This is a genomic window from Bacillus sp. AY2-1 (assembly GCF_008368965.1).
Lineage (GTDB): Bacteria > Bacillota > Bacilli > Bacillales > Bacillaceae_G > Bacillus_A > Bacillus_A thuringiensis_S.
Genome location: NZ_QPEL01000020.1, coordinates 46185 through 68854 on the forward strand (window position 1 = coordinate 46185; position 22670 = coordinate 68854).

The window sequence follows — 22670 nt, forward strand, 5'->3', positions numbered from 1 at the left end:
AAGCCCACAACCCCCTTTTATTTTCGTATAATGATACTCATAGTATAATAATCATAATAACAAAGGACTGTTCGTATATATAAAAGGAGTCGTTAAGCAAACTGACTCACAAGAACTGTCATGCTTTTTAGGAGAGGAGTATATTATGCTACAACATCTGTTTCCAAAACTGCGATTTGCACTCGTTGCAGTCGTTTTACTATGGATTAAAACATATATTGTGTACAAGCTAGCATTTGATATTAAAATTGATAATTTCTTTGAAGAATTCATGCTTTTTATTAATCCACTAGCTGCGTTACTTTTATTTTTCGGCTTAGCTTTACTTGCATCTAAGCACCGAAACCGAATTATAATTGGAATCAGTTTTATACTGTCATTTATTTTATTTGGAAACGCAATGTTTTATGGGTTCTATAACGATTTCGTTACTTTCCCGGTTTTATTCCAAACAAACAATATGGCTGATTTAGGGACAAGTATAAAAGAACTCTTTACGTACAAAACATTACTTTTATTTGCAGATGCAATTATTTTAATGTTTATTTCGCGTAAATTCCCATCATTTGGCGACAAAACACCACTTTCCCGCTCAGAGAAGCGAACTTTCTTTAGCGGTGTAACAGCTTTATTAGCACTACAAATTGTTGTATCAGTTATTTATAAACCACAAATGTTCTCACGCTCATTTGACCGTCAAACTGTTGTGAAAAATTTAGGTTTATACACATATCATCTATTTGATATTACACTTCAATCCAAGTCTTCAGCTGAGCGTGTATTTGCAAGTGGCGATGGATTTTCTGAAATTAAGAACTATACAGACTCAAAAGACAAGCAAGTTGATAAAAACTTATTTGGAGCTGCAAAAGGTAAAAATGTAATTTTAATTTCAATGGAATCTACACAAAGCTTTGTTATTAATAAAAAAATAAATGGAAAAGAAATTACACCATTTTTAAATGAATTTATTAAGGATAGCTTCTATTTCGATAACTTCTATCATCAAACTGGACAAGGTAAAACTTCTGATGCTGAATTTATCGTTGAAAACTCACTTTACCCACTAGATCGTGGTTCTGTATTCTTTACTCATGCAACAAATGAATACACAGCTACACCAGAACAATTAAAGAAATACGGATATTCTTCCGCCGTCTTCCATTCAAACGATAAAACGTTTTGGAATCGGGATGTAATGTATCCTACACTTGGATATGATCGTTACTTTAATTTAAATGATTACGTAGGAACGGAACAAATGTCTGTCGGTTGGGGATTAAAAGATAAAGAGTTCTTTGAACAATCTATTCCAAAGTTAAAATCTTTACCGCAACCGTTCTATACAAAATTTATTACATTAACAAATCATTTTCCGTTTCTTCTAAATCCGGAAGACCAATATGTTGATGAATTCAACTCAGAAAGTGGTGTTGTAAACCGCTACTTCCCAACTGTTCGTTACACAGATGAAGCTCTTAAATTATTTATTAAACAATTAAAAGAAGAAGGACTGTATGATAATTCCGTTATTGTCATTTATGGTGATCATTATGGTATTTCCGAAAACCATAACGCAGCTATGGCACAGTTCCTAGGAAAAGATACTATTACACCATTCGATTCTATGCAATTACAACGCGTTCCTCTTATTATTCATGTGCCTGGTCAAGAAGGAAAAGTTGTTTCTAAAGTATCTGGTCAAATTGATATTAAACCAACGCTCCTTCATTTACTTGGTATTAAAACAAATAAATCCGTTGAATTTGGAACTGACTTATTTATTAAAGAAAAAGACCCGCTTATGGTAATGCGTGATGGTAGCTTTGTTTCTGAAGAGTATGTTTATACAAAAAATATGTGCTACAAAAGAAGTACGGGTGAAGAAGCTGACATGACGCTATGTCAGCCGTATGTTGAAAAAGCAAAAACAGAATTAAAACTCTCCGATAAATTAATTTATGGAGATTTATTACGTTTCGATCCTAATAATCGATATAAAACCGGAACGATGACAACGAAATTTGAATAGTAAAGGAAGCAACTTTATACAAGTTGCTTCCTCTTTTTATTTTCACTTAATTTATTCCTCATCCTTCTATGAAATCTTTCACAAATTGGTAATTTCTTTCGTATGAGGAATAAATTTATGGTATGATAAAATAAGTAAACTTTCATACACTAATTAAGAATTTATTACAGAAAGCAAGGGATCAGATTTTGTATAGAGCAGCTATTCCAAACTTATTTACGCTCGGAAATTTATATAGCGGATTTTTATCAATCGGCTATGCATCTTTAGGATATTATAAATCAGCTGCTATTTTAGTACTTATCGGGATGATGTTAGATAGTCTTGATGGTCGTGTTGCTCGTTTATTACGTGTTGATTCACAAATGGGAAAAGAGCTCGACTCGCTTGCAGATGTCGTAACATTTGGTGCAGCACCTGCTGTTTTAATGTATTACACATCTTTCTCAAACTACGGAATCATCGGATTATACATAGCGGGATTATTCCCTCTTTTCGGGGCATATCGTTTAGCACGATTTAATGTAACACCATCTTCTACTTCAATGAAATATTTCACTGGAGTACCGATTACAGCAGCGGGAGGGCTTGTTGCTTTCTTAACATTATTTTCACATACCATTCCAAAAATCGTTCTTATTACCGTATTTGTAACGTTCGCATTTTTAATGGTGAGCCGCATTCGTATCCCAAGTTTAAAAGATGTACCAATTCCACGATATAGCATCATTATTACACTATTTTTAGTTGGAATCATTATTACAATGTATCAAACAGGATTTGGCAATTTTTCTGTTTTCTTATTCATTGCCATTCCACTATATATTTTGTACATGTTATCTCAATTCATTAGACAAAGACCGTCTAAAAAAGCGAATAAAGAAAAATAAGAAACCTTCCGAGTCCGGAAGGTTTCTTTTTATTTTGTGACTAATACCTTTTGATTTACAGGTGTTACTGGCTCTTCGCCGTTTAATACAGCTAAAATATTTCTGACAGCCATTTCAGCCATCGCATCACGAGTTTCAAACGTTGCATTCCCTACGTGTGGAGCAAGCACTACATTCTTTAATTCTTTTAGCTCTTCTGTAATTTTCGGTTCAAATTCAAACACATCAAGAGCTGCCCCTTCAATTTCATTCGTTTTTAATGCATGAGCAAGTGCCGCTTCATTCATAATTGGTCCACGTGAAGCATTTACAATATACGCTGTTTTCTTCATCATTTTAAACTGCTCTTCATCAATCATATGATGTAATTTTGGATTATAAGCACAGTTAATTGTAATAAAATCTGCTGTTTGTAATAATTCTTCCAACGTCACATACGTTGCTCCCAGTTCACTTTCAGCTTCAAGCTTACGATTTGGCCCTGTATATAAAACACCCATTCCAAATGCTCTCGCACGTTTTGCAACAGCCTTCCCGATTTCTCCAAGACCAATAATTCCAATTGTCTTACCGTGGACTTCTCGTCCTAAGAAAAATAACGGTGCCCATCCGTTAAATCCAGTCGTACGACATAACGTATCCCCTTCAGGAATTCTACGCGCCGCTGCTAAAAGAAGTGCAAATGTTAATTCTGCAGTCGCTTCCGTTGATACTTTCGGTGTATTCGTTACTGCAATTCCTTTTTCGCCAGCATACGTGTAATCAATATTGTCGTAACCAGCACCATAGTTTGCAACAATCTTTAAATGAGGCGCTGCATCAATAACTTCTTTTGGCACCTTTGTTGAAAGTAAACTTAACAATGCATCTTTATCTTTTACACGCTCTGTTAATTCATCTATAGAAATTAACTCCTCTTTATCGTACATTTCTACATCATGATCTTTTAATAGTTCTAATCCAATTTCTGGAATTTTTCCCGCTACTAATATTTTTGCCACTACTAACACCTCTTCTATAGAAAATAAGATATCTCTTATATTTCATTGTAAGAAATCCATATATAAAAACCAAGGAATTTGATTATAGTTTTGAAAATCGACACTTTTCCATAAAAAAAGAGGAGATACAACTCTCCCCTCTTCTTACGCTTTTTCCTGCGATTCTTCTCCGAGCTTCACATCAATAGTTCCTTCTGCAACCGTATCGCTAATTTGCTCCTCAATAACCGATTGAGATGCAGCATTCGTTTCAGACGTATAAGCTTGTTGCTGTGCAACTTGTACATTTTGTTTATTTTGTTGTTTCGCCATTTCTTACCCTCCTTTTCATTCTTTCTTATTTTGAACAAAAAGGACGGTTTTCATCAAAAAATCGCGTTTCATTTTAAATTTGTTACTTCTTCTTCAAGCAACCTCATTACTCTTGCTCGCTTCGTAAATGTTGCGACCTGAGTAACACCGTGAGCTCGTAATGTTTGTACATTTTCTTGTACATAATTCCCTAAATCATTTGGATAATGGGCATCCGAAGAAATCGTAATTGGAACACCATACTTAGCTAATACTTGTAAATATAGTGGACTTGGGCACATTTCACGAACAGGGTAACGATAGTACAGTCCTGCATTTATTTCTGTTGCCGTATTCGTTTCTACTAACGCACAGGCAATTTCCTCATAATAAGAAAGCTGTTCATTCTCATCCAATCGATAATTAAATACCTTTATATTATCAAGATGAGCGATAATATCAAATAACTCTGTATGAATCGCACTCTCAACTGTTTTAAAAAACGTATCGTATAATGTGCGTAGGTCATGCACCTCAAAATATTCTTTCGTATCCGGATTATCAAATCCCCAGCCATTTAGAAAATGAACGGAACCAATTACATAATCAAAGTCTCCTAGCGCTAATAATTCTTTTAACTCTCCTTCACAATCAAGAAAATAATCCGCTTCAATTCCAAGTTTAAGTGTGACACCTCTTTTACTCCATCGTTCTTTCGCTTCTTCAATTGCCTTTGTAAAATCATACAGTGAAACTACCCTTACTTGATCTAACCATTCCTTCTGTATACGACCAAGCTTAGAATCACTAATATCTACATATTTTTCATAATATCCTTGCGCTTCATGAAAACGATATAGATGATCAACAATTCCCACTTCTTTTATTCCTTTTCGCACAGCTTCTTCTAAATAGAGATCCATCCATTCTTTTGTAAATGGCCCTTCCTTCACACGCTTTTGCAAACGCTCTTGTGTTTTCATAAGCCAATCAATAGAATGCCTTTCTTGAAGCGGTTCATAACATTCCAACGCTTCATTTATTTTAGCAAGCCATCTTATTGAATACGGTCCTTCTTCTAAGTGAAGATGATAATCTACTTTCATATACATTCCCCCTTATAATGTATCTATTTCCCTTCTATCCCCAACTCTCGAAAGCTTTCCATTTCGTTCTTTCACCTCTCGCATGACATCTTCCAATGCAATATTTTTTTCAGCCAATAAAACGAAACAGTGATAAAATACATCAACCATTTCTTTCACTACTTCTTCTTTATCATTATTTTTACATGCGATAATTACTTCAGCGCACTCTTCACCAATTTTCTTTAAAATTTTATCTTCTCCTTTTGAAAATAAATAATTTGTATACGATTCAGGAAGTGGGCTTTCCTTTCGTTCTTCAATTGTTTTATACAGCAACTTAAAGGCATTTTCCATATGTATCCCCCCTATATAATTTGATAGTGAAAGCATGTCTTCTCCCCCGTATGACAAGCAGGCCCTACTTGTTTCACATTCACAACAATTGAATCTTGATCACAATCTAAGTATAGAGATTGCACATATTGAACATTCCCTGATGTTTCTCCCTTATTCCATAACGACTGCCTCGAACGAGAATAAAACCATGTTCTTTTCGTCTCTAACGTTTTTTCATATGCGTCTTCATTCATATAAGCTAGCATTAAAACTTCTTTCGTACCTTCTTCGATGACAATTGCTGGTATTAATCCTTTTGAAAAATTAGGTTTCATAACCGCACCTCAACATTTGCATCTCTTAATTTTCGCTTTACACTCTGCACTGTCGCCTCACCATAATGAAATATGGATGCCGCTAACGCTGCATCAACCGTTGTCTTTTGAAAAACTTCTATAATGTGATCCGTATGACCACAGCCCCCTGATGCGATGACTGGAATGGAAACACTTTTTGAAATCTCTTCTGTTAAACGAAGATTATATCCACTTTTCGTTCCATCTGCATCCATACTCGTTAACAAAATTTCACCCGCCCCGAGCTTAACAACACGCTTCGCCCATTCTATAGCATCCATTTCTGTGTCAACTCTTCCACCGTTGACGTATACGTTCCATTTATCTTCCGCTACTTTTCTAGCGTCAATTGCGACGACAATACATTGTGATCCAAAGTGTTCTGCCCCTTCTTCGATTAGCTTCGGGTTTCGCACTGCCGCTGAGTTTATTGAAACTTTGTCTGCTCCAGCTCTTAGTAAATTGTACATATCTTTCACACTTGAAATCCCCCCGCCAACCGTAAGAGGAATAAATACTTTTGCTGCTGTTTTTTCTACAACATCTATAATCGTTTTTCTTCCTTCATGGGTCGCCGTAATATCTAAAAATACGATTTCATCTGCCCCTGCCTCGTTATATGCTTCAGCTATTTCAACCGGATCACCGACATCTTGTAATCCTATAAAATTTACACCCTTTACGACTCGCCCTTCTTTCACATCTAGACATGGAATAATTCGTTTCGCTAACATAACTTCGTTACCTGTAATACTTCTTCTAAATCAATCTTTTTCTCGTAAAGCGCCTTTCCAATTATGACACCATATATATTCATATCATTTAACTTTTTCACATCTTGAATAGATGCCACTCCTCCAGAGGCAATGAGACGAATGCCCACACTTTTTTGAAGTAACGTCAATTGTTCAAAATTTGGCCCTGCAAGCGTCCCGTCTTTCGAAATGTCTGTAAACACAATCGTTTGAACACCTAAACTTTCCATTTGTTTCGCTAAAATAATATAAGAAATTTCAGACAAATCAAGCCAACCTCTCGTTGCTACGAAACCATTTTTCGCATCAATTCCAACAATGATTTTCTCTTTATATAGATGAACTGCTTCCTCTAAAAATGACTTATCATAAAGAGCCGCTGTTCCTAAAATCACTTTTTCTACACCTACTGACAATAACTTCTCCACCGCTTTAAGTGAACGAATTCCTCCTCCCACTTGCACAGGAATACGTACCGCCTTGCAGATTTTTTCAATGACGAGAAAATTTAGCGACTCGCCAGCAATTGCACCGTCTAAATCAACAATGTGTAGTATTTCCGCTCCAAGCTTTTCAAATATGATCGCCTGCGCTACCGGATCTTCATTCATCACCGTTTCTTTACTAAACTCTCCTTGATAAAGTCTAACGCATCGCCCTTCCTTTAAATCGATAGCCGGGAAGATTTCCATACTTCTACCACCCCTTGAAAATTTTTTAATATTTGCATGCCAATTTCACCACTTTTTTCTGGATGAAACTGTGCACCAAATACATTTCCTTTCGCTACAAACCCTGGTACTTGCATTCCATAATCACTTACTCCGCATACAATTTCATCTGGACAATCCGCGTAATATGAATGAACATAATACACGAAAGAACCATCTACTAATCCATTCCAAAGGGGAAATTCTCTTTCCTTCCTTAATTCATTCCATCCCATATGAGGAATTTTATACGAAACTTTTAACTTACGAATTTCCCCTGGTAGTAAACCTAACCCACTACAACCTTTTAGTTCCTCACTTCGTTCAAATAAAAGCTGCATGCCCAAACATATACCGAGGAGTGGTTTTCCTATATCACAAACTTCTTTTAGTACACACACTAAATCTCTTTCTTCTAATACTTCCATCGCTTTCGGAAATGCACCTACTCCCGGTAAAATCACGCCATCGCTTCTCAATATCTCTTCTTTATCACTCGTTACAATGTGCTCTGCCCCAATATATTTTAATGCTTGCTCTACACTACGAATATTCCCCATTCCATAATCTATAATGGCAATCAATTACAACATCCCTTTCGTTGAATTTACACCAGTAATGTTGGCATTTTTTTCGACCGCTTCTCTAAGCGCTCTACCAAAAGCTTTAAATAATGCTTCAATTTTGTGATGTGTATTACTTCCATATAGAACGCGCGCATGTAATGTAATATTGGCAGCATGTGCAACTGCTCTAAAAAATTCTTCCGTCAATTCTGTATCAAAATCCCCGAGCTTCGGATTTGTTAATTCCCCTTGAAATACACAATATGAGCGTCCACTTATATCAATTGCGACAAATCCTAAAGATTCATCCATCGGTACATACGCTGAACCGTAACGATTAATTCTCTCTTTATTTTGCAATGCTTCTTTCAAGCAATTTCCGATTACAATTCCAACATCTTCAACGGTATGATGTGCATCGACAAATACATCACCTTCTGCCTCAACTTGCAATCCAAATCTTCCATGTCTAGCAAATAAAGTCAGCATATGATCGAAAAAACCAATCCCCGTTTGAATAGATACATTCGTACTTTCATCAAGCTGCAAACTTAATTTAATTTTTGTTTCTGTCGTCTGACGTACTTGACTGGACTGACGCATTATTTTTCCTCCTCAAACCTTATTTGGATTGCTCTCGCATGTGCATGTAACCCTTCTTTATTTGCAAGCTCTACAATATGATGCTGTACATTTTTTAATGCTTCCTCCGTATAAGAAATAAAACTTGATTTTTTCACGAAATCATCGACTGATAACGGAGAAAAAAATCTTGCCGTTCCGCTCGTTGGTAATACATGATTCGGTCCCGCCAAATAATCCCCGAGCGGTTCAGGTGCATATGGCCCAAGGAAAATAGAGCCTGCATGTTTCACATAATCTAGAGCATTCATCGGTTCTTTTATATGTAACTCTAAATGTTCTGGAGCAATTTCATTTGATAACTTTAGTGCCTCCTCTAAAGAAGGAACGATAAAGATGGCTCCATTTCTATTTATTGATTCACGTGCAATTTCACTTCTTGGTAACATTTCTAACTGTCTTTCTACCTCTTTTTCTACTTCTTTAGCTAGTTCCATATTCGTTGTAATACAAATTGCCGTTGCTCTCTCATCATGCTCTGCTTGCGATAATAAATCCGCTGCGATATATTTTGCATTACCTGTTTCATCCGCGACAACTACAATTTCTGATGGACCAGCAATCATATCGATATTTACTATTCCGTATACTTCTCGTTTCGCTAGAGCGACGTACAAATTTCCCGGTCCAACTATTTTATCCACTTTCGGAATCGATTCCGTCCCGTATGCTAAAGCCGCAATTGCTTGCGCGCCACCTATCGTATAAATTTCATCTACCCCCGCAAGATTTGCAGCAGCTAATATATGAGGATCAATTCCTTCTTTCCTCGGCGGTGTTACCATTACAATCTTTTTCACACCTGCGAGTTTCGCCGGCAATACATTCATTAATACTGAAGAAGGATATGAGGCTGTCCCACCCGGTACATATACACCTATATTTTCTAATGGCCGAATGAGCTGCCCTCTAATTATGCCTTTACTTTCACAATCGAATATTGAGTACTTCTTTTGCTTTTCGTGATACGAAACAATGTTTTTCTTCGCCTCTTTTAAAGCTTCTAAAAATGAATTCTCTACAAGCATACTCGCTTGCTGTATTTCTTCTTCACTTACACAAAAATCTTTCATCTCTACACCATCAAACTTTTTTGTATAGAAAGATAAAGCCTCATCTTTCCCTTCCCTTACATTTCTAATGATTTCTCTTACACTTCTTTGAACAGTTTCTTCTATTATATTAGCGTTTTCTCTTAGCACTTTTATTTTAGATAATGCCTCCTTAAAGTCTTCATAAATGATTTCCATTTTAAGTCCTCCTATTTCCCTGATAAGATTTCTTGCTCCATCATATTTACAATACTGAATATTTCGTCTTTTTTAGTTTTTAAGGCCGCCTTATTTACAATCATCCGAGCCGATATAGATTGCATTTCCTCAAATATAATAAGTCCATTCTCTTGTAATGTTTTTCCTGTTTCAACAATATCTACAATTGCATCTGCCAATCCAAGAAGAGGAGCGATTTCTACAGAACCTTCTATTTTAATAATTTCTACGTCCTCTCCCTTATCATGAAAATAAGTAGAAGTAATATGTGGGTATTTCGTAGCAATTCTTTTCTTCCGGTAACTTTTCGGATTATACGTAGGAATAGAAGCAACACAAAACTTACAAATCCCTACTCCTAAATCCAGCATTTCATAAATATCTTTCTCGTTTTCCATTAAAATATCTTTTCCAACGATCCCAATATCAGCTACCCCATGTTCTACATAAGTAGCAACATCAACCGCTTTTACTAAAATAAATGAAACATTTGTATTTTTACTTTGAAATACAAGCTTCCGACCTTTATTTTTGAGTTCCGAACAATCAATTCCAATCTGCTCAAAGAGTGGAATTACATGTTTTTCTAATCTTCCTTTCGTTAACGCAATTTGAATGTTACGCATGAAGTCTCTCCTTCTTTCTGGACTACCCATTTCTCATTCCACACATATTCCACTAAGTATTCATTCTTTGCCTCAACGACCGTTCCTATTTTATTTTTTCTTGCAAATTGAAAGGTATCGCTTAAATTAGAGAATAGAGATAACCAGGCATTTTTCCCGTCCTTTCGAAGTAAATTTCGTAACCTTTCTGCTTCTGCTAATCTATTTAACTCATAATGAATCACAATATCAATTTGATTTCGTTCATATGGTTCTTGCTGCTCTTGTAGCGCCTTCACAATTTGATTTACTTGCAGCGCGAGTCCAACAGCCGGCAGCGTTTCTCCAAAATTCCCAATTAGCTCATCATATCTTCCGCCACTAACGATTTCTTCTCCAATTTCATATATATATCCTTTGAAAATAACACCCGTATAGTAATCTAAGTGTTGAATCATGCCTAAATCAATTGATATGTAAGAACCATATCCTAACGTTTCCATTGTTTCATACATTTCTTTTACTCTTGCAATTGCCATTTTCATTTCATTACTTGAAGCAAGCTTTTCTGCTTCCTCAATAACTTCTAAATTTCCAAATAGCCTCGGTAATTTCTCAAGTAATCTTACTGTCTCATCGCATCGATCAAATTTCTTTTCTCCGATGAAATTTGAGAGGGCAGCATAATTTTTACTTTCTATATACGTTCTAAGTACCCTTTCTTCTTCATCATGGATGGAGAGTTTTTTTACAATACATTTATATAACTGTACTTGCCCAATCTCAATTGTAAAAGATTGCACATTCAACTTTTGAAGTGCTTGAATGACACTTATTACGCATTCAATTTCAGCTCTTACATTATCAATCCCGATAACTTCAATACCACTTTGTACGATTTCATTATATTTTCCAGAATGGGATTCATTTGCTCGAAATACATTCCCGCTATACGTCACTTTAAGTGGCGTATCCCATCTCTGCGTTCCAATAACTCTCGCTAAAGGAATTGTCATATCTGGACGTAAAACGATAATCCTTCCCTTTTCATCAAAAAATTTATACATCTTCTCTTCATCTATCGGTCTATTTTGAAATGCAAAAACATCATAAAATTCAATTGTAGGTGTTCTTATTTCCTCATAACCTCTCTCTAAAAAAGTAAGCCTTAATTTTTGCTCCACTTCTTCAATTAATGTACATTCTTCGAATAAATAATCTCTCGTTCCATTCGGGTTTGCCCGCTTCCATTTTGTCATCTAAATTTTCACACCTTTCCCCTTCTAATGTATGCCGATTTCATTCACCTAAGCCGAAAATAAAAAGAGCCTTGTAGACAAAATACCTACAAGGCTCTTCAATAGAGTGTAGGTACAACGGGAATACCCCTTGTACCTACACGTTTTCACGCTAGGTTCAAGGGTTTCATGTATGATGATGTAGTTGTGTAAGCATTGTAATAGATCGCACGATATTCATAATACTTACTCCCTTTCTCCTCTGATTTTCACATAGTATATAACAGTTAATTTTGAATGTAAATACATTTTTAATATTCCGTCACTTTTTTAATATAAAGCCACTTTTCTTTCATACTCTTTTATTTCTTGTTCATATTGCATTGTAATACTAATTTCATCTAAACCATTTAATAACTTCTCTTTCCACATTTTCTCGATTGTAAAATGGAATCTATGCGTATTCGTTGTAATTACTTCATTTTCTAAATCAACTGTGATTTGTTCCCTCGCATCTGTTTTAGCAAGTTGTTCACGCATATCTTTATCCATTACAATCGGTAACATGCCATTCTTCATACAATTCATATAAAAGATATCGGCAAATCCTCCAGCGATAATAACGCGGAAACCATAATCAGCAAGCGCCCATGGAGCATGTTCTCTTGACGAGCCACATCCAAAATTATCACCTGTAATTAATATGCTGGCTCCTTTTCTTTCTTGTGCATTAAGAGGAAAATTAGGGTTTTCTTGGCGATTATTATCATATCGCCACTCATCAAATAAAAACTTCCCAAACCCAGTTCTTTCAATTCTCTTTAAATATTGCTTCGGAATAATTTGATCTGTATCAATGTTATCATTCATCAGTACTGCGGCAGTACCTTTATGAATACGAAATGGCTCCATCATAACTCTCCTTTCTAATATCAACAAAATGACCATATAACGCAGCCGCAGCCGCCATTGCCGGGCTAACTAAATGCGTTCGTGCTCCCTTTCCTTGTCTTCCTTCAAAATTGCGATTTGACGTAGAGGCACAATGTTCTCCTTCAGGCACTTGATCTGGATTCATACCTAGACACATTGAGCATCCGGGCTCTCTCCATTCAAATCCAGCTTCTTCAAATATGCGATGTAATCCTTTATGCATCGCTGCTTCTCTTACCCTTTGAGATCCGGGTACAACAAGTGCTCGCACACCTTCTTTTACTTTCTTACCTTTCACGACAGATGCAGCAATTTCTAAGTCAGAAAGCCTAGAATTTGTACAAGATCCAATGAAAACATGTTGAACTGGAATGTCATACGTACTTTGTCCGGGACTCAATCCCATATAAGAAAACGCTCTTTCGTCATTTGCATCATACTTTTCTGGCAATTTCTCATCAATCCGAACACCCATACTAGGATTTGTTCCCCACGTAACGTACGGCGCTAAATCCGTAACATCTACTGAAATATGTAAATCATAAACTGCATCTAAATCTGTATAAAGTTCTGACCATTTTTTCTTAATAGATTCATAGTCTTTCGGCGCATATTTACGCCCTTTTACGTAAGCAACCGTTTTTTCATCTGGTGCAATAATACCAGCCTTTGCTCCCCCTTCAATTGCCATATTGCAAAGCGTCATCCTCTCTTCCATATCCATAGCATGAATGGTCTCTCCGTAAAACTCCATTACGTAACCTGTTCCAACTGCTACTCCGTACTTTGAAAGGAGATGTAAAATAATATCTTTCGCATAAACACCTTGCGGTAACTTTCCTTTTAACTCAATGCCCATCGCTTTCGGCTTTCGTTGCCATAACGTTTGCGTTGCCAATACATGTTCCACTTCACTCGTACCAATACCAAACGCTAGTGCACCAAAAGCACCGTGTGTTGCTGTATGACTATCACCACAAACAATCGTTTTTCCTGGCTGTGTGAGTCCAAGTTCTGGTCCTATAACATGAACGATCCCTTGCTCTTCATCTCCGATATCCGCTAATGGCACCTGAAATTGTTTACAATTTTCCCGAAGTGTATCTAGTTGCTGCTTCGCAATACGATCGGTAATATTCCAAACATCTTTCGTTGGAATATTATGATCCATCGTTGCAAATGTTAAATCTGGTCTGCGGACTCTTCGATTTGTAAGCCGCAAGCCTTCAAAGGCTTGCGGTGACGTTACTTCATGAACAAGATGTAGATCGATATATAATAAATCCAATCCATTTTCATTAGTCGCAACTACATGTCTTTCCCAAAGCTTATCTAGTAACCTTTTCCCCATTATTTTCCTCTCCCTACTAACGCTTGCTCTTCCATTTCTTGAATAACTGCCTTTGTAAATGAAATTGTCGTTTCAGTCCCCCCGATATCTGCTGTACATTTTCCTGATTTAAGGACTGCAGAAACTGCTTCTTCAATTGCATATCCTTCCCTCGTTAATCCGAACGATTGCCCAAGCATCATTGCAACAGAACGCATCATCGCAATTGGATTCGCCTTATTTTTCCCCGCAATATCCGGCGCTGATCCGTGAATAGGCTCGTATAATGAAGGCCCCTTTTCAGCGTGACTTGCTGATGGAAGCATTCCTAATGATCCAGCTAATACTGAAGCCTCATCACTTAAAATATCACCAAATAAATTTTCCGTTACAATAACGTCAAATCTTCCTGGATTTCGAATTAATTCCATAGCCGCTGCATCTACTAAAATGTGTTCTACTTCCACATTTGGGTAGCGAAGTGCTACTTCTTCTGTCACAGTTCTCCATAGTTTACTAGACTCTAAAACATTCGCTTTATCAATAGATGTTACTTTTTTCTTCCGCTTATTCGCTAATTGAAAAGCATACGAAACGATACGTTCAATTTCATGGCGATGATACGTAAGTGTATCTGTCGCCACTTCTTCCGTTCGCTCTTTCGGATAAGAAAAATAAATTCCGCCTGTTAATTCACGAACGACAACGAAATCAATTTCATCCGCATTTTTTAATGGTGATAAATGTGCAGTTGCACTTTCTACCGTTACAGGGCGAACATTCGCAAATACACCGAGTCCTTTTCTTAATGCTAATAATCCTTTCTCAGGCCTTTCTTTCGCACTATCCCACCTTGGTCCACCTACTGCTCCAAGTAAAACCGCATCACTCGCTAAACAGGCGGCAAGTGTTCGCTGTGGTAATGGTTGCCCAGTTAAATCGATAGCAATACCACCAAAGTACTCATCTTGCAAATGAAAATGATGTCCATATAGCCTTTCTACCATATGCAATACTTCCTTCGCACTTTCCATAACTTCTGGACCGACACCATCACCAGCTAAACAAACGATACGTTTTTCCATTTTTAACACTCCTTTTAACTGAATTTTCAGAACTTTAATTTGATAGGTGAGGAAAACTTCTCTCACCTATCAAATATTTATTTCACAAGCGCTATAAGAGATTTTAATTTCCCTGCTGCATGGACATAAGCTCTCGCCGACGCTTCCAATACGTCTTGCGCAACTCCGAAACCTGATATTTGGTGACTACCTTCTTTTAATTCAACATGAACGTGAGCAAGTGCATCTTGACCTTGTGTAATAGATTGTATGCGATAATCTGCCAATTCACATTCTAGTCCTAAAATTCTTTGAATCGCATTGTATATCGCTTCAATACTACCAGAACCAGTGGCTGCATCTTCATATACATTTCCTTCCTCATCCTTCAGCACAACTGTTGCGCATTGTGTACTATTTGATACGAAATGCACTTGTAATTGCGTAATGTTATATTGCTGGGCTGCAAATGCTGCTTCACCAAGCATAAGTGCGCGTAAATCTTCCTCAGTAATTTCCTTTTTACGATCAGCCAATTTTTTAAACGCTTCGAATACCGCATCTCGCTCTTCATTTGTAAATTCATAACCAAGCTCTTTCATTTTTTCCGTAAACGCATGACGGCCAGAATGTTTCCCAAGTACAAAGAGATTTTGAGATTCTCCTATAAGCGCTGGTTCGATAATTTCATAAGTTGTTACTTCTTTTAGAACCCCATCTTGGTGGATGCCTGATTCATGAGCAAATGCATTCGCTCCAACGATTGCTTTATTTTTCGGTACAACCATACCCGTTAACCTGCTTACTAATGTACTCGTCGCCTTAATCTCTTTTAAAGTCATAGAAGGTTCTGCTTTATAAAAATCTTTTCTAATATGAAGAGCAACCGCAACTTCTTCTAACGCTGCATTCCCTGCTCTTTCTCCAATGCCATTAATCGTTCCTTCTACTTGCAATGCTCCGCCTTCAACCGCAGCTAACGAATTTGCTACTGCCATACCAAGATCATCGTGACAATGACAAGAAAAAATCGCTTTTTCATATGATGGAACGGATTCTTGTAAGTATTTGAAAAGAGAATAATATTCTTCTGGATTCGTATATCCAACTGTATCCGGAATATTAATTACATTCGCTCCTGCGCGAATCGCAGTTTCTACTGCTTCAGCTAAAAATGCTCTCGATGTTCTTGTCGCATCTTCTGCAGAAAATTGTACTGTCGGAAATAATGATTTTCCAAGCGTAACCGAACGATGAATACTATTTAACACGTCTTCTTTTGACATACAAAGTTTATATTTCATATGAATATCACTCGTAGCTAGAAATACGTGTAGACGAGGAGATACAGCACCTTTCACTGCTTCATATGCTCTTCGAATGTCACTTTCTTTCGCTCTAGCTAAACTCATAACCGTAGCATTTTGAATTGTATTCGCGATGCGTTTTACTGATTGGAAGTCACCTTCGGAAGCTGCCGCGAATCCAGCTTCCATTACATGAATACCAAGCCTCTCTAATTGCCTAGCAATTTGTAATTTCTCTTGTTCATTTAAATTTACTCCTGGTGATTGTTCGCCATCACGAAGCGTTGTATCCATGAACAAAATCTGCTTCATATTATTTAATCCCTACCTTTACTCGCGGCTGTACGAAAGGCATCATTTCACGTAATTTACGTCCAACTACTTCAATTTCATGTTCATTCTCTTTCTCATTTGTCGCGTGGAAATTTGGTCTTCCTGCTTTATGCTCTGCAATCCAGCCTCTTGCAAATGTACCATCTTGAATTTCTGCTAATACTGCCCCCATCGCTTTCTTCGTATCTTCAGTAACAACGCGTGGTCCTGATACGAAGTCTCCCCACTGCGCTGTATCTGAAACTGAATATCTCATATTTTCAAGTCCACCTTCATACATAAGGTCAACGATTAGCTTCAGTTCATGTAAACATTCAAAATATGCAAGTTCAGGCTGGTATCCCGCATCAACTAACGTTTCAAACCCTGCTTTTACAAGTGCAGTCACTCCGCCGCAGAGTACAGCTTGCTCTCCAAATAAATCTGTTTCTGTTTCTTCTTTAAATGTCGTTTCTAATACACCAGCTCTCGTTGCTCCAATTCCGTCAGCATAAGAAAGTGCTTTTTCAGTCGCAACTCCTGTTGCATCTTGATATACGGCAAATAGTGCAGGAACAGCCCCGCCCTCGGCGAACGTACGGCGTACGAGATGCCCCGGTCCTTTTGGCGCTACTAGAAATACATCTACATTAGCTGGTGGTTTTACTTGATCAAAGTGAACATTAAATCCATGTGCGAACACGAGAGAATTTCCGGCTTGTAAATTTGGTTCAATTTCAGCTTTATATACTTCTGGTTGTAATTCATCAGGCAGTAGAATCATTACTACATCAGCTTTTTCCGCTGCTTCTGCTACTGTATATACAGAAAATCCATCTTCATTCGCTTTATCCCAAGACTTACCTTTTCTTAAACCTACTACTACATCAAATCCGTTATCACGTAAATTTTGCGCATGCGCATGACCTTGCGAGCCATATCCGATGATTGCTACTTTCTTTTCCTTTAATACATTTACTGTTACATCTTTCTCATAATAAACTTTTGCCATTTTCATTTCCCCCTATATTTAAATGATTATTGAATTAACATAACTTGCTTATCTTGTTTTTTCATACTACGTGTAAATGCTGTTACACCTGTTCTCGCAATTTCTTTCAAACCGTATGGTCTAAGTAATTCAATTAACGCTTCCACTTTATCTTGCGTACCTGTTACTTGCACAACTATGGAATCCTTCCCAACATCTATTACAGCGGCTCGAAACGGTTCAATTAAACTATATAATTCCGCCCTTGCTACAGAAGTTGCTACTTTAATAAGAGCAAGCTCTCTAGCAATCATTGCTTCTTCTGTAATATCTGATACTTTCAGAACATCGATTTGCTTATGAAGTTGTTTAATTAACTGCTCAACTTGCTGTTCACTTTCCACATGCACAACTATCGTCATTCGCGATATATCTGATGATTCCGTATGACCTACTGAAATACTTTCAATATTAAAATGTCTTCGTGTCATAACCCCTGTAATTCGGTTTAACACACCACTTTGATTTCGAACTGTCGCTGTAACAATTCTCTTCACCTTTTTTCCACTCCTTCCATTTGGTGAACGCCTTTCCCGGGCGCAACCATCGGCATAACTTTCTCAGATTGAAGTACACGGCAATCAATTAAGACTGGTTCTTTTAATTCAATCGCATGCTTCAACTGCTTCTTTGCAAGAAGTGGATCATCAATACGAACAGCTTTTATACCATACGCATTCGCAAGAGCGACGAAATCTGGTTGACACGACAATAAGGAATGTGAATATCTTTGATTATAAAATTCGTCTTGCCATTGCCTTACCATTCCTAAAGCTTCATTATTTAAAATAAATACTTTAACAGGTAAAGAATGTTCTTTTAATACACTTAATTCTTGTAGAGTCATTTGAAACCCAGCGTCACCAACAATTGCAATGACTAGTTCTTCAGGCTTTGCGATTTGCGCACCAATTGCTGCTGGAAATCCGAATCCCATCGTTCCCAATCCGCCAGAAGTTACCCATTTATCTGGATTTTTCAGCGGATAATATTGCGCTGCCCACATTTGATGTTGCCCAACGTCTGTTGTTACAATCGCTTCTCCTTTCGTGATTTCATATAGCATATCAATCGCGTATTGAGGTTTAATACTTTCAGAGTTTCGTTTATAAGAGAATGGATACTGTTCTTTTCTACTCTTTAATAAAGAGATCCATTCATGATGATTTTCTTTCCTTCCTTCTGGTTGAAGTAATACTTCCAATGCCCGCTTAGCACTTGCAACAATAGGAATTTCAGTCGGCACATTTTTTCCGATTTCTGCTGGATCGATATCGATATGTGCGACAGTCGCTCCTTTAGCAAAATAAGTTAAATTTCCAGTAAGCCGATCATCAAATCTCGCGCCTACATTAATGAGTAAGTCGCATTCATATAACGCCATATTGGCTGTGTAAGAACCATGCATTCCCCCCATCCCTAGAAAAAGTTCATCATCTGGCGGAAAGCCACCAAGACCAAGTAATGTATGCACAACAGGAATTTCATATTTACGCGCAAAACTTGTTAACTCTTTTGATGCTTTCGCATGCAATACACCTGCTCCAGCTAAAATTAACGGCTTGTTTGCAGCACTAATTGCTTGTAATAATTTGTTTATTTGGAGTAAATTCGGTTCATAATTTGGGTTGTATCCTGGTAAATCCATTTGCACATCATTACATCGTTCTCCTTGCTCTACTACCATATCTTTCGGAAGATCGATCACGACTGGGCCTGGTCTTCCTGTTTTAGCAATATGAAATGCTTCTTTAATAATTCGAGGTAAATCTGAAGCCTTTCGCACTTGATAGTTATGTTTTGTCACCGGCATTGTAAGCCCCATAATATCCGCTTCTTGGAAAGCATCACTTCCAATTAACGTTGTTGCTACTTGCCCTGTAAATACAACAAGTGGTAATGAATCAATCATCGCATCTGCTAGACCAGTAATCACATTCGTAGCACCTGGACCACTCGTTGCAATGACAACCCCTGGATTACCAGTAATTCTGGCATACCCTTCAGCAGCGTGAATTGCTCCTTGCTCATGCCTTGTTAAAATATGAGGAATTTCACAATCATACAGTGCATCATAGAGAGGTAAAACAGCACCACCAGGATAACCGAAAATCACTTCTACTCCTTCCTTTTCTAGCGCTTCTAACAATAGCTGTGCACCAGTTGCCAGTTTCTCTTCCGTTTTTGAAGACATTGTTCTTATAAGCCCCCTTTTTGAAAACCTTTATCAATAAAAAAAATCCTACGTCCACACTCCAGCTATGTGCTGAAGGGACGAAAGATTTCGCGGTACCACCCTTCTTTGCAAGAATACTCTTGCCTCAGTGACCCATAAATGGATCTAGCTAATAACGGAGCTACCGTCTAAGCCTAGACAAATGCTTCAGCTTAGCACTCAAGGGCGATGTTCGTCGACGTGAACCATCGGTTTTCAGCAACCACCGACTCTCTGTGAGGCTTCACAATCAACTACTCCTCCCTCTCAACGCTTTCTTATGTTATAAAAAGTTGTTATCCAACTTTATTTTCTTCGTAAATTTTCTCTCCATCTTCTATAACTAACTTTCGGAATTCTTCCAATAAACGATTCGTATGTGGACCCGTTTGCCCTAAACCAATCGTTCTACCATCTACTGTCGTAACAGCAATAACTTCAGCAGCTGTTCCTGTTAAAAACACTTCATCAGCTACATATACATCATGTCTTGTAAATAACTCTTCTCTTACGTCATATCCAAGTTTTTCGCCGATTTCTAAAATGGCGTTTCGTGTAATACCTTCTAACGCTCCAGCAGAACTTGGTGGTGTAATTAATTTATTTCCTTTAACAATAAACACGTTATCTCCTGATCCTTCAGCAACATATCCTTGATCATTTAACATAAGTGCTTCTTGTACTCCAGCTAATTTCGCTTCAATACGAACTAAAATATTGTTTAAGTAATTTAAAGATTTTACTTGAGGGGATAAAACATCGGGACGATTTCGGCGCGTTGCAACTGTTACAACTGGAATCCCTTTCTCATAATATTCTTGTGGGAATAAAGATAATTGTTCTGCAATTACTACTACATTCGGCTTCTTACATGAATCGGGATCCAATCCAAGATTTCCTGCTCCTCTTGATACAACAAGGCGAATGTATCCATTAGATAATTTATTTTGTCGAATCGTCTCAACAACAATATTCGTTACTTCATCTAATGAATATGGAATTTCTAAAAGGATTGATTTTGCTGATTCATACAACCGGACAAGATGCTCTCTCAAACGGAAAACATTACCGCTATAAACTCTAATTCCTTCAAATACTCCATCGCCATATAAATAGCCATGATCATATACCGAAACTTTTGCTTCATCTTTCGGAACAAATTCTCCATTTAAGAAAATCCATTGCTCATTCACTGGAAGTGCCTCCTATGTTCTATGAATTTTTTATTGTTTCCTAGTTTACTCTCCTTTTTAAATAAATCAAGTAAATTTTTAGAAAATTTATAATTTTTAATCGTACGTACATCTTTAATTATATTGATTTAACAACATTGTTAACGTTTACAAAAAGTCTGAAAATTTTTTTCGCCAATTTTCACTAAAAAAATATTTGTTTAAAAGAAGGATTTTCATCAATTAATACGAATCTATTGTATTCAATAAACGGACGTCCGATTTTATAAATCCGAGAATATATAACGACTTTTGCTGAAAAAGGGGGAAAATAACAAAAATAGCGCTGTCTAAAAATAACATTCATATTTTTCATTTCGTAATCATAATCCTATTTTTAAAAAACAATTTGTCAAAATGAAGGAGGAAATAAATATGGCATGTGTACAAATTAAAGGAACGAGACAAGAGGTAGTAGAAATGTTGCAATTATTTGATCTAATGGACACGAAAGGTTTTTGTAAATTCGATAATTACGTAGAGGTAGAACCAAACACGCAAGAACATAATCATTTTATTGCTTCAATCGACATCCATTCAAATACTTCTTCTGCACAAGATACATTAAACGATCAATTCGTTAGTCAAATGCTTACTGGCGTATATAACGACTAAACAAAGATTTACTTCCTACCGTCTTTTCATAAATATATGCAGTGAACTTGAGCATACTAGCAATTAGATGGTAGGAGGTGAGAATTATGGCTAGAATTGGCGTTGAAAACTCATTAACAGACGTTCAACAAGCTCTTCAGCAACAAGGTCATGAAGTTGTTACACTTAACTCAGAACAGGATGCACAAGGGTGTGATTGTTGCGTTGTAACTGGGCAAGATTCTAATGTGATGGGCATTGCAGATGCATCAATTAAAGGATCAGTCATTACAGCTCACGGTTTAACAACGGATGAAATTTGTCAACAAGTTGAAATTCGCACTTAAAAAAAGAAAGAGGACTCCTTTTGAAAAGGAGTCCTCTTTTTTATATTCACCTAACGGGAAAGTAACATATACTGGATGAAAGCCCTACCTCTCTCTCATCATTACGGTTCCACTGACCGCTCCTTGATTCACTAGTATACCTATAAAGCTTACACTTATAATTTATAGGGTTTGTTCACAAAAGTTGTTGGTAAGACTACCCGATCTTTCGCAAACTTTTCGTATTACATTTATAAGATTTATTTACTTTATACTAGCTGTAACCGAGACACGAATTAAAATTTTAACATCAATAAAATAACTTGTCAACATTTTTTGTAAATTAAAAACAGACAGTAACGGTTTGTCTGTTTTAGAATGGAGCTTTTTCTTTTATTACATATACAACAAAACCGCTTACTAACATACATAAACCAACTACTAAGTTTTTGATATTAATCATAAATTCCTCTCCCTTATTCCACACATCATATATATTTACAGTTCAATTATTCCGATCATCCT

Annotated in this window: 25 protein-coding genes and 1 other annotated feature; of the genes, 4 read left to right on the forward strand and 21 right to left on the reverse strand. The window is 36.9% G+C overall.

Going from position 1 to position 22670, the window contains the following annotated elements; all coding sequences use genetic code 11:
- Positions 1 to 145: 145 nt before the first annotated feature.
- Together DN403_RS05890 and pssA are read left to right on the forward strand one after the other, a co-directional pair.
- A complete protein-coding gene (locus tag DN403_RS05890; RefSeq protein ID WP_000939085.1) occupies positions 146 to 2032 on the forward strand; it encodes an LTA synthase family protein in 1887 nt (628 codons plus the stop codon).
- A gap of 188 nt (positions 2033 to 2220) precedes the next feature.
- Entirely contained in the window at positions 2221 to 2922 is a 702-nt protein-coding gene (gene pssA, locus DN403_RS05895; RefSeq protein WP_000285417.1) for a CDP-diacylglycerol--serine O-phosphatidyltransferase, read from the forward strand.
- A gap of 29 nt (positions 2923 to 2951) precedes the next feature.
- On the opposite strand, the gene DN403_RS05900 is transcribed toward pssA, so the two are convergent.
- The 20 genes from DN403_RS05900 to ilvE all read right to left on the reverse strand — a co-directional run bounded on the left by DN403_RS05900 (position 2952) and on the right by ilvE (position 21186).
- Positions 2952 to 3923 carry an NAD(P)-dependent oxidoreductase gene (locus tag DN403_RS05900; protein WP_001062837.1) on the reverse strand — a complete coding sequence of 324 codons (972 nt, stop codon included), beginning with the start codon at positions 3921 to 3923 and terminating at the stop codon, positions 2952 to 2954.
- Positions 3924 to 4067: 144 nt separating this feature from the next.
- Positions 4068 to 4235: a DUF4025 domain-containing protein gene (locus tag DN403_RS05905; RefSeq protein ID WP_001118892.1), complete on the reverse strand. Its 168-nt coding sequence runs from the start codon at positions 4233 to 4235 to the stop codon at positions 4068 to 4070.
- Between the two features lie 68 nt (positions 4236 to 4303).
- Complete coding sequence (locus DN403_RS05910) at positions 4304 to 5320, reverse strand: histidinol phosphate phosphatase domain-containing protein (protein ID WP_000861858.1); 1017 nt, start codon at positions 5318 to 5320, stop codon at positions 4304 to 4306.
- Between the two features lie 12 nt (positions 5321 to 5332).
- The gene (hisE, locus tag DN403_RS05915; RefSeq protein ID WP_000426355.1) at positions 5333 to 5656 is read right to left on the reverse strand and encodes a phosphoribosyl-ATP diphosphatase; all 324 of its coding nucleotides are present in this window, start codon (positions 5654 to 5656) and stop codon (positions 5333 to 5335) included.
- Positions 5657 to 5667: 11 nt separating this feature from the next.
- The gene (gene hisI / locus DN403_RS05920; RefSeq protein WP_000803959.1) at positions 5668 to 5973 is read right to left on the reverse strand and encodes a phosphoribosyl-AMP cyclohydrolase; all 306 of its coding nucleotides are present in this window, start codon (positions 5971 to 5973) and stop codon (positions 5668 to 5670) included.
- A complete protein-coding gene (hisF, locus tag DN403_RS05925) occupies positions 5970 to 6728 on the reverse strand; it encodes an imidazole glycerol phosphate synthase subunit HisF (protein ID WP_000880106.1) in 759 nt (252 codons plus the stop codon). Before hisF ends, hisI begins: the two co-directional genes overlap by 4 nt.
- Positions 6722 to 7441, reverse strand: a complete 720-nt coding sequence (hisA, locus tag DN403_RS05930; RefSeq protein ID WP_042597451.1) for a 1-(5-phosphoribosyl)-5-[(5-phosphoribosylamino)methylideneamino]imidazole-4-carboxamide isomerase — start codon at positions 7439 to 7441, stop codon at positions 6722 to 6724. Before hisA ends, hisF begins: the two co-directional genes overlap by 7 nt.
- Positions 7414 to 8043, reverse strand: coding sequence for an imidazole glycerol phosphate synthase subunit HisH (hisH, locus tag DN403_RS05935; RefSeq protein ID WP_016077940.1), 630 nt, complete (start codon positions 8041 to 8043; stop codon positions 7414 to 7416). Before hisH ends, hisA begins: the two co-directional genes overlap by 28 nt.
- Positions 8044 to 8628 (reverse strand): imidazoleglycerol-phosphate dehydratase HisB, encoded by a 585-nt coding sequence (gene hisB / locus DN403_RS05940; protein ID WP_149185346.1) that lies wholly within the window; start codon positions 8626 to 8628, stop codon positions 8044 to 8046.
- Positions 8628 to 9917 carry a histidinol dehydrogenase gene (gene hisD, locus DN403_RS05945; RefSeq protein ID WP_000402915.1) on the reverse strand — a complete coding sequence of 430 codons (1290 nt, stop codon included), beginning with the start codon at positions 9915 to 9917 and terminating at the stop codon, positions 8628 to 8630. The genes hisB and hisD overlap by 1 nt, the downstream gene beginning before the upstream one ends.
- Before the next feature lie 11 nt (positions 9918 to 9928).
- Complete coding sequence (gene hisG / locus DN403_RS05950) at positions 9929 to 10564, reverse strand: ATP phosphoribosyltransferase (protein WP_001244490.1); 636 nt, start codon at positions 10562 to 10564, stop codon at positions 9929 to 9931.
- Positions 10540 to 11802, reverse strand: coding sequence for an ATP phosphoribosyltransferase regulatory subunit (locus DN403_RS05955; RefSeq protein ID WP_016077941.1), 1263 nt, complete (start codon positions 11800 to 11802; stop codon positions 10540 to 10542). Before DN403_RS05955 ends, hisG begins: the two co-directional genes overlap by 25 nt.
- A 309-nt stretch (positions 11803 to 12111) precedes the next feature.
- On the reverse strand, positions 12112 to 12693 hold the full coding sequence (gene leuD, locus DN403_RS05960) for a 3-isopropylmalate dehydratase small subunit (RefSeq protein WP_000433191.1): 582 nt from the start codon (positions 12691 to 12693) through the stop codon (positions 12112 to 12114).
- Complete coding sequence (gene leuC / locus DN403_RS05965) at positions 12671 to 14065, reverse strand: 3-isopropylmalate dehydratase large subunit (protein ID WP_000518094.1); 1395 nt, start codon at positions 14063 to 14065, stop codon at positions 12671 to 12673. The genes leuD and leuC overlap by 23 nt, the downstream gene beginning before the upstream one ends.
- Entirely contained in the window at positions 14065 to 15129 is a 1065-nt protein-coding gene (leuB, locus tag DN403_RS05970) for a 3-isopropylmalate dehydrogenase (protein WP_149185347.1), read from the reverse strand. The genes leuC and leuB overlap by 1 nt, the downstream gene beginning before the upstream one ends.
- A gap of 77 nt (positions 15130 to 15206) precedes the next feature.
- Positions 15207 to 16727: a 2-isopropylmalate synthase gene (gene leuA / locus DN403_RS05975; RefSeq protein WP_000809594.1), complete on the reverse strand. Its 1521-nt coding sequence runs from the start codon at positions 16725 to 16727 to the stop codon at positions 15207 to 15209.
- Between the two features lies 1 nt (position 16728).
- On the reverse strand, positions 16729 to 17739 hold the full coding sequence (gene ilvC / locus DN403_RS05980; protein WP_001151745.1) for a ketol-acid reductoisomerase: 1011 nt from the start codon (positions 17737 to 17739) through the stop codon (positions 16729 to 16731).
- Positions 17740 to 17765: 26 nt separating this feature from the next.
- Positions 17766 to 18275 (reverse strand): acetolactate synthase small subunit, encoded by a 510-nt coding sequence (gene ilvN, locus DN403_RS05985; protein ID WP_000822952.1) that lies wholly within the window; start codon positions 18273 to 18275, stop codon positions 17766 to 17768.
- Positions 18272 to 19972: an acetolactate synthase large subunit gene (gene ilvB, locus DN403_RS05990; RefSeq protein ID WP_016077942.1), complete on the reverse strand. Its 1701-nt coding sequence runs from the start codon at positions 19970 to 19972 to the stop codon at positions 18272 to 18274. Before ilvB ends, ilvN begins: the two co-directional genes overlap by 4 nt.
- A gap of 73 nt (positions 19973 to 20045) precedes the next feature.
- Positions 20046 to 20273: a binding site (T-box leader), on the reverse strand.
- Between the two features lie 16 nt (positions 20274 to 20289).
- Positions 20290 to 21186 carry a branched-chain-amino-acid transaminase gene (ilvE, locus tag DN403_RS05995; protein WP_001005485.1) on the reverse strand — a complete coding sequence of 299 codons (897 nt, stop codon included), beginning with the start codon at positions 21184 to 21186 and terminating at the stop codon, positions 20290 to 20292.
- A 414-nt stretch (positions 21187 to 21600) separates the two neighbouring features.
- On the opposite strand from ilvE, the gene DN403_RS06000 reads away from it, so the two are divergent.
- Together DN403_RS06000 and DN403_RS06005 are read left to right on the forward strand one after the other, a co-directional pair.
- Positions 21601 to 21840, forward strand: a complete 240-nt coding sequence (locus DN403_RS06000) for a DUF3911 family protein (protein ID WP_000752514.1) — start codon at positions 21601 to 21603, stop codon at positions 21838 to 21840.
- Positions 21841 to 21926: 86 nt separating this feature from the next.
- Positions 21927 to 22166, forward strand: a complete 240-nt coding sequence (locus tag DN403_RS06005) for a YkuS family protein (protein WP_000101020.1) — start codon at positions 21927 to 21929, stop codon at positions 22164 to 22166.
- A gap of 352 nt (positions 22167 to 22518) precedes the next feature.
- Here DN403_RS06005 and DN403_RS06010 read toward each other — a convergent pair whose 3' ends face one another.
- Entirely contained in the window at positions 22519 to 22608 is a 90-nt protein-coding gene (locus DN403_RS06010) for a hypothetical protein (protein WP_000608225.1), read from the reverse strand.
- Positions 22609 to 22670 lie beyond the last annotated feature (62 nt).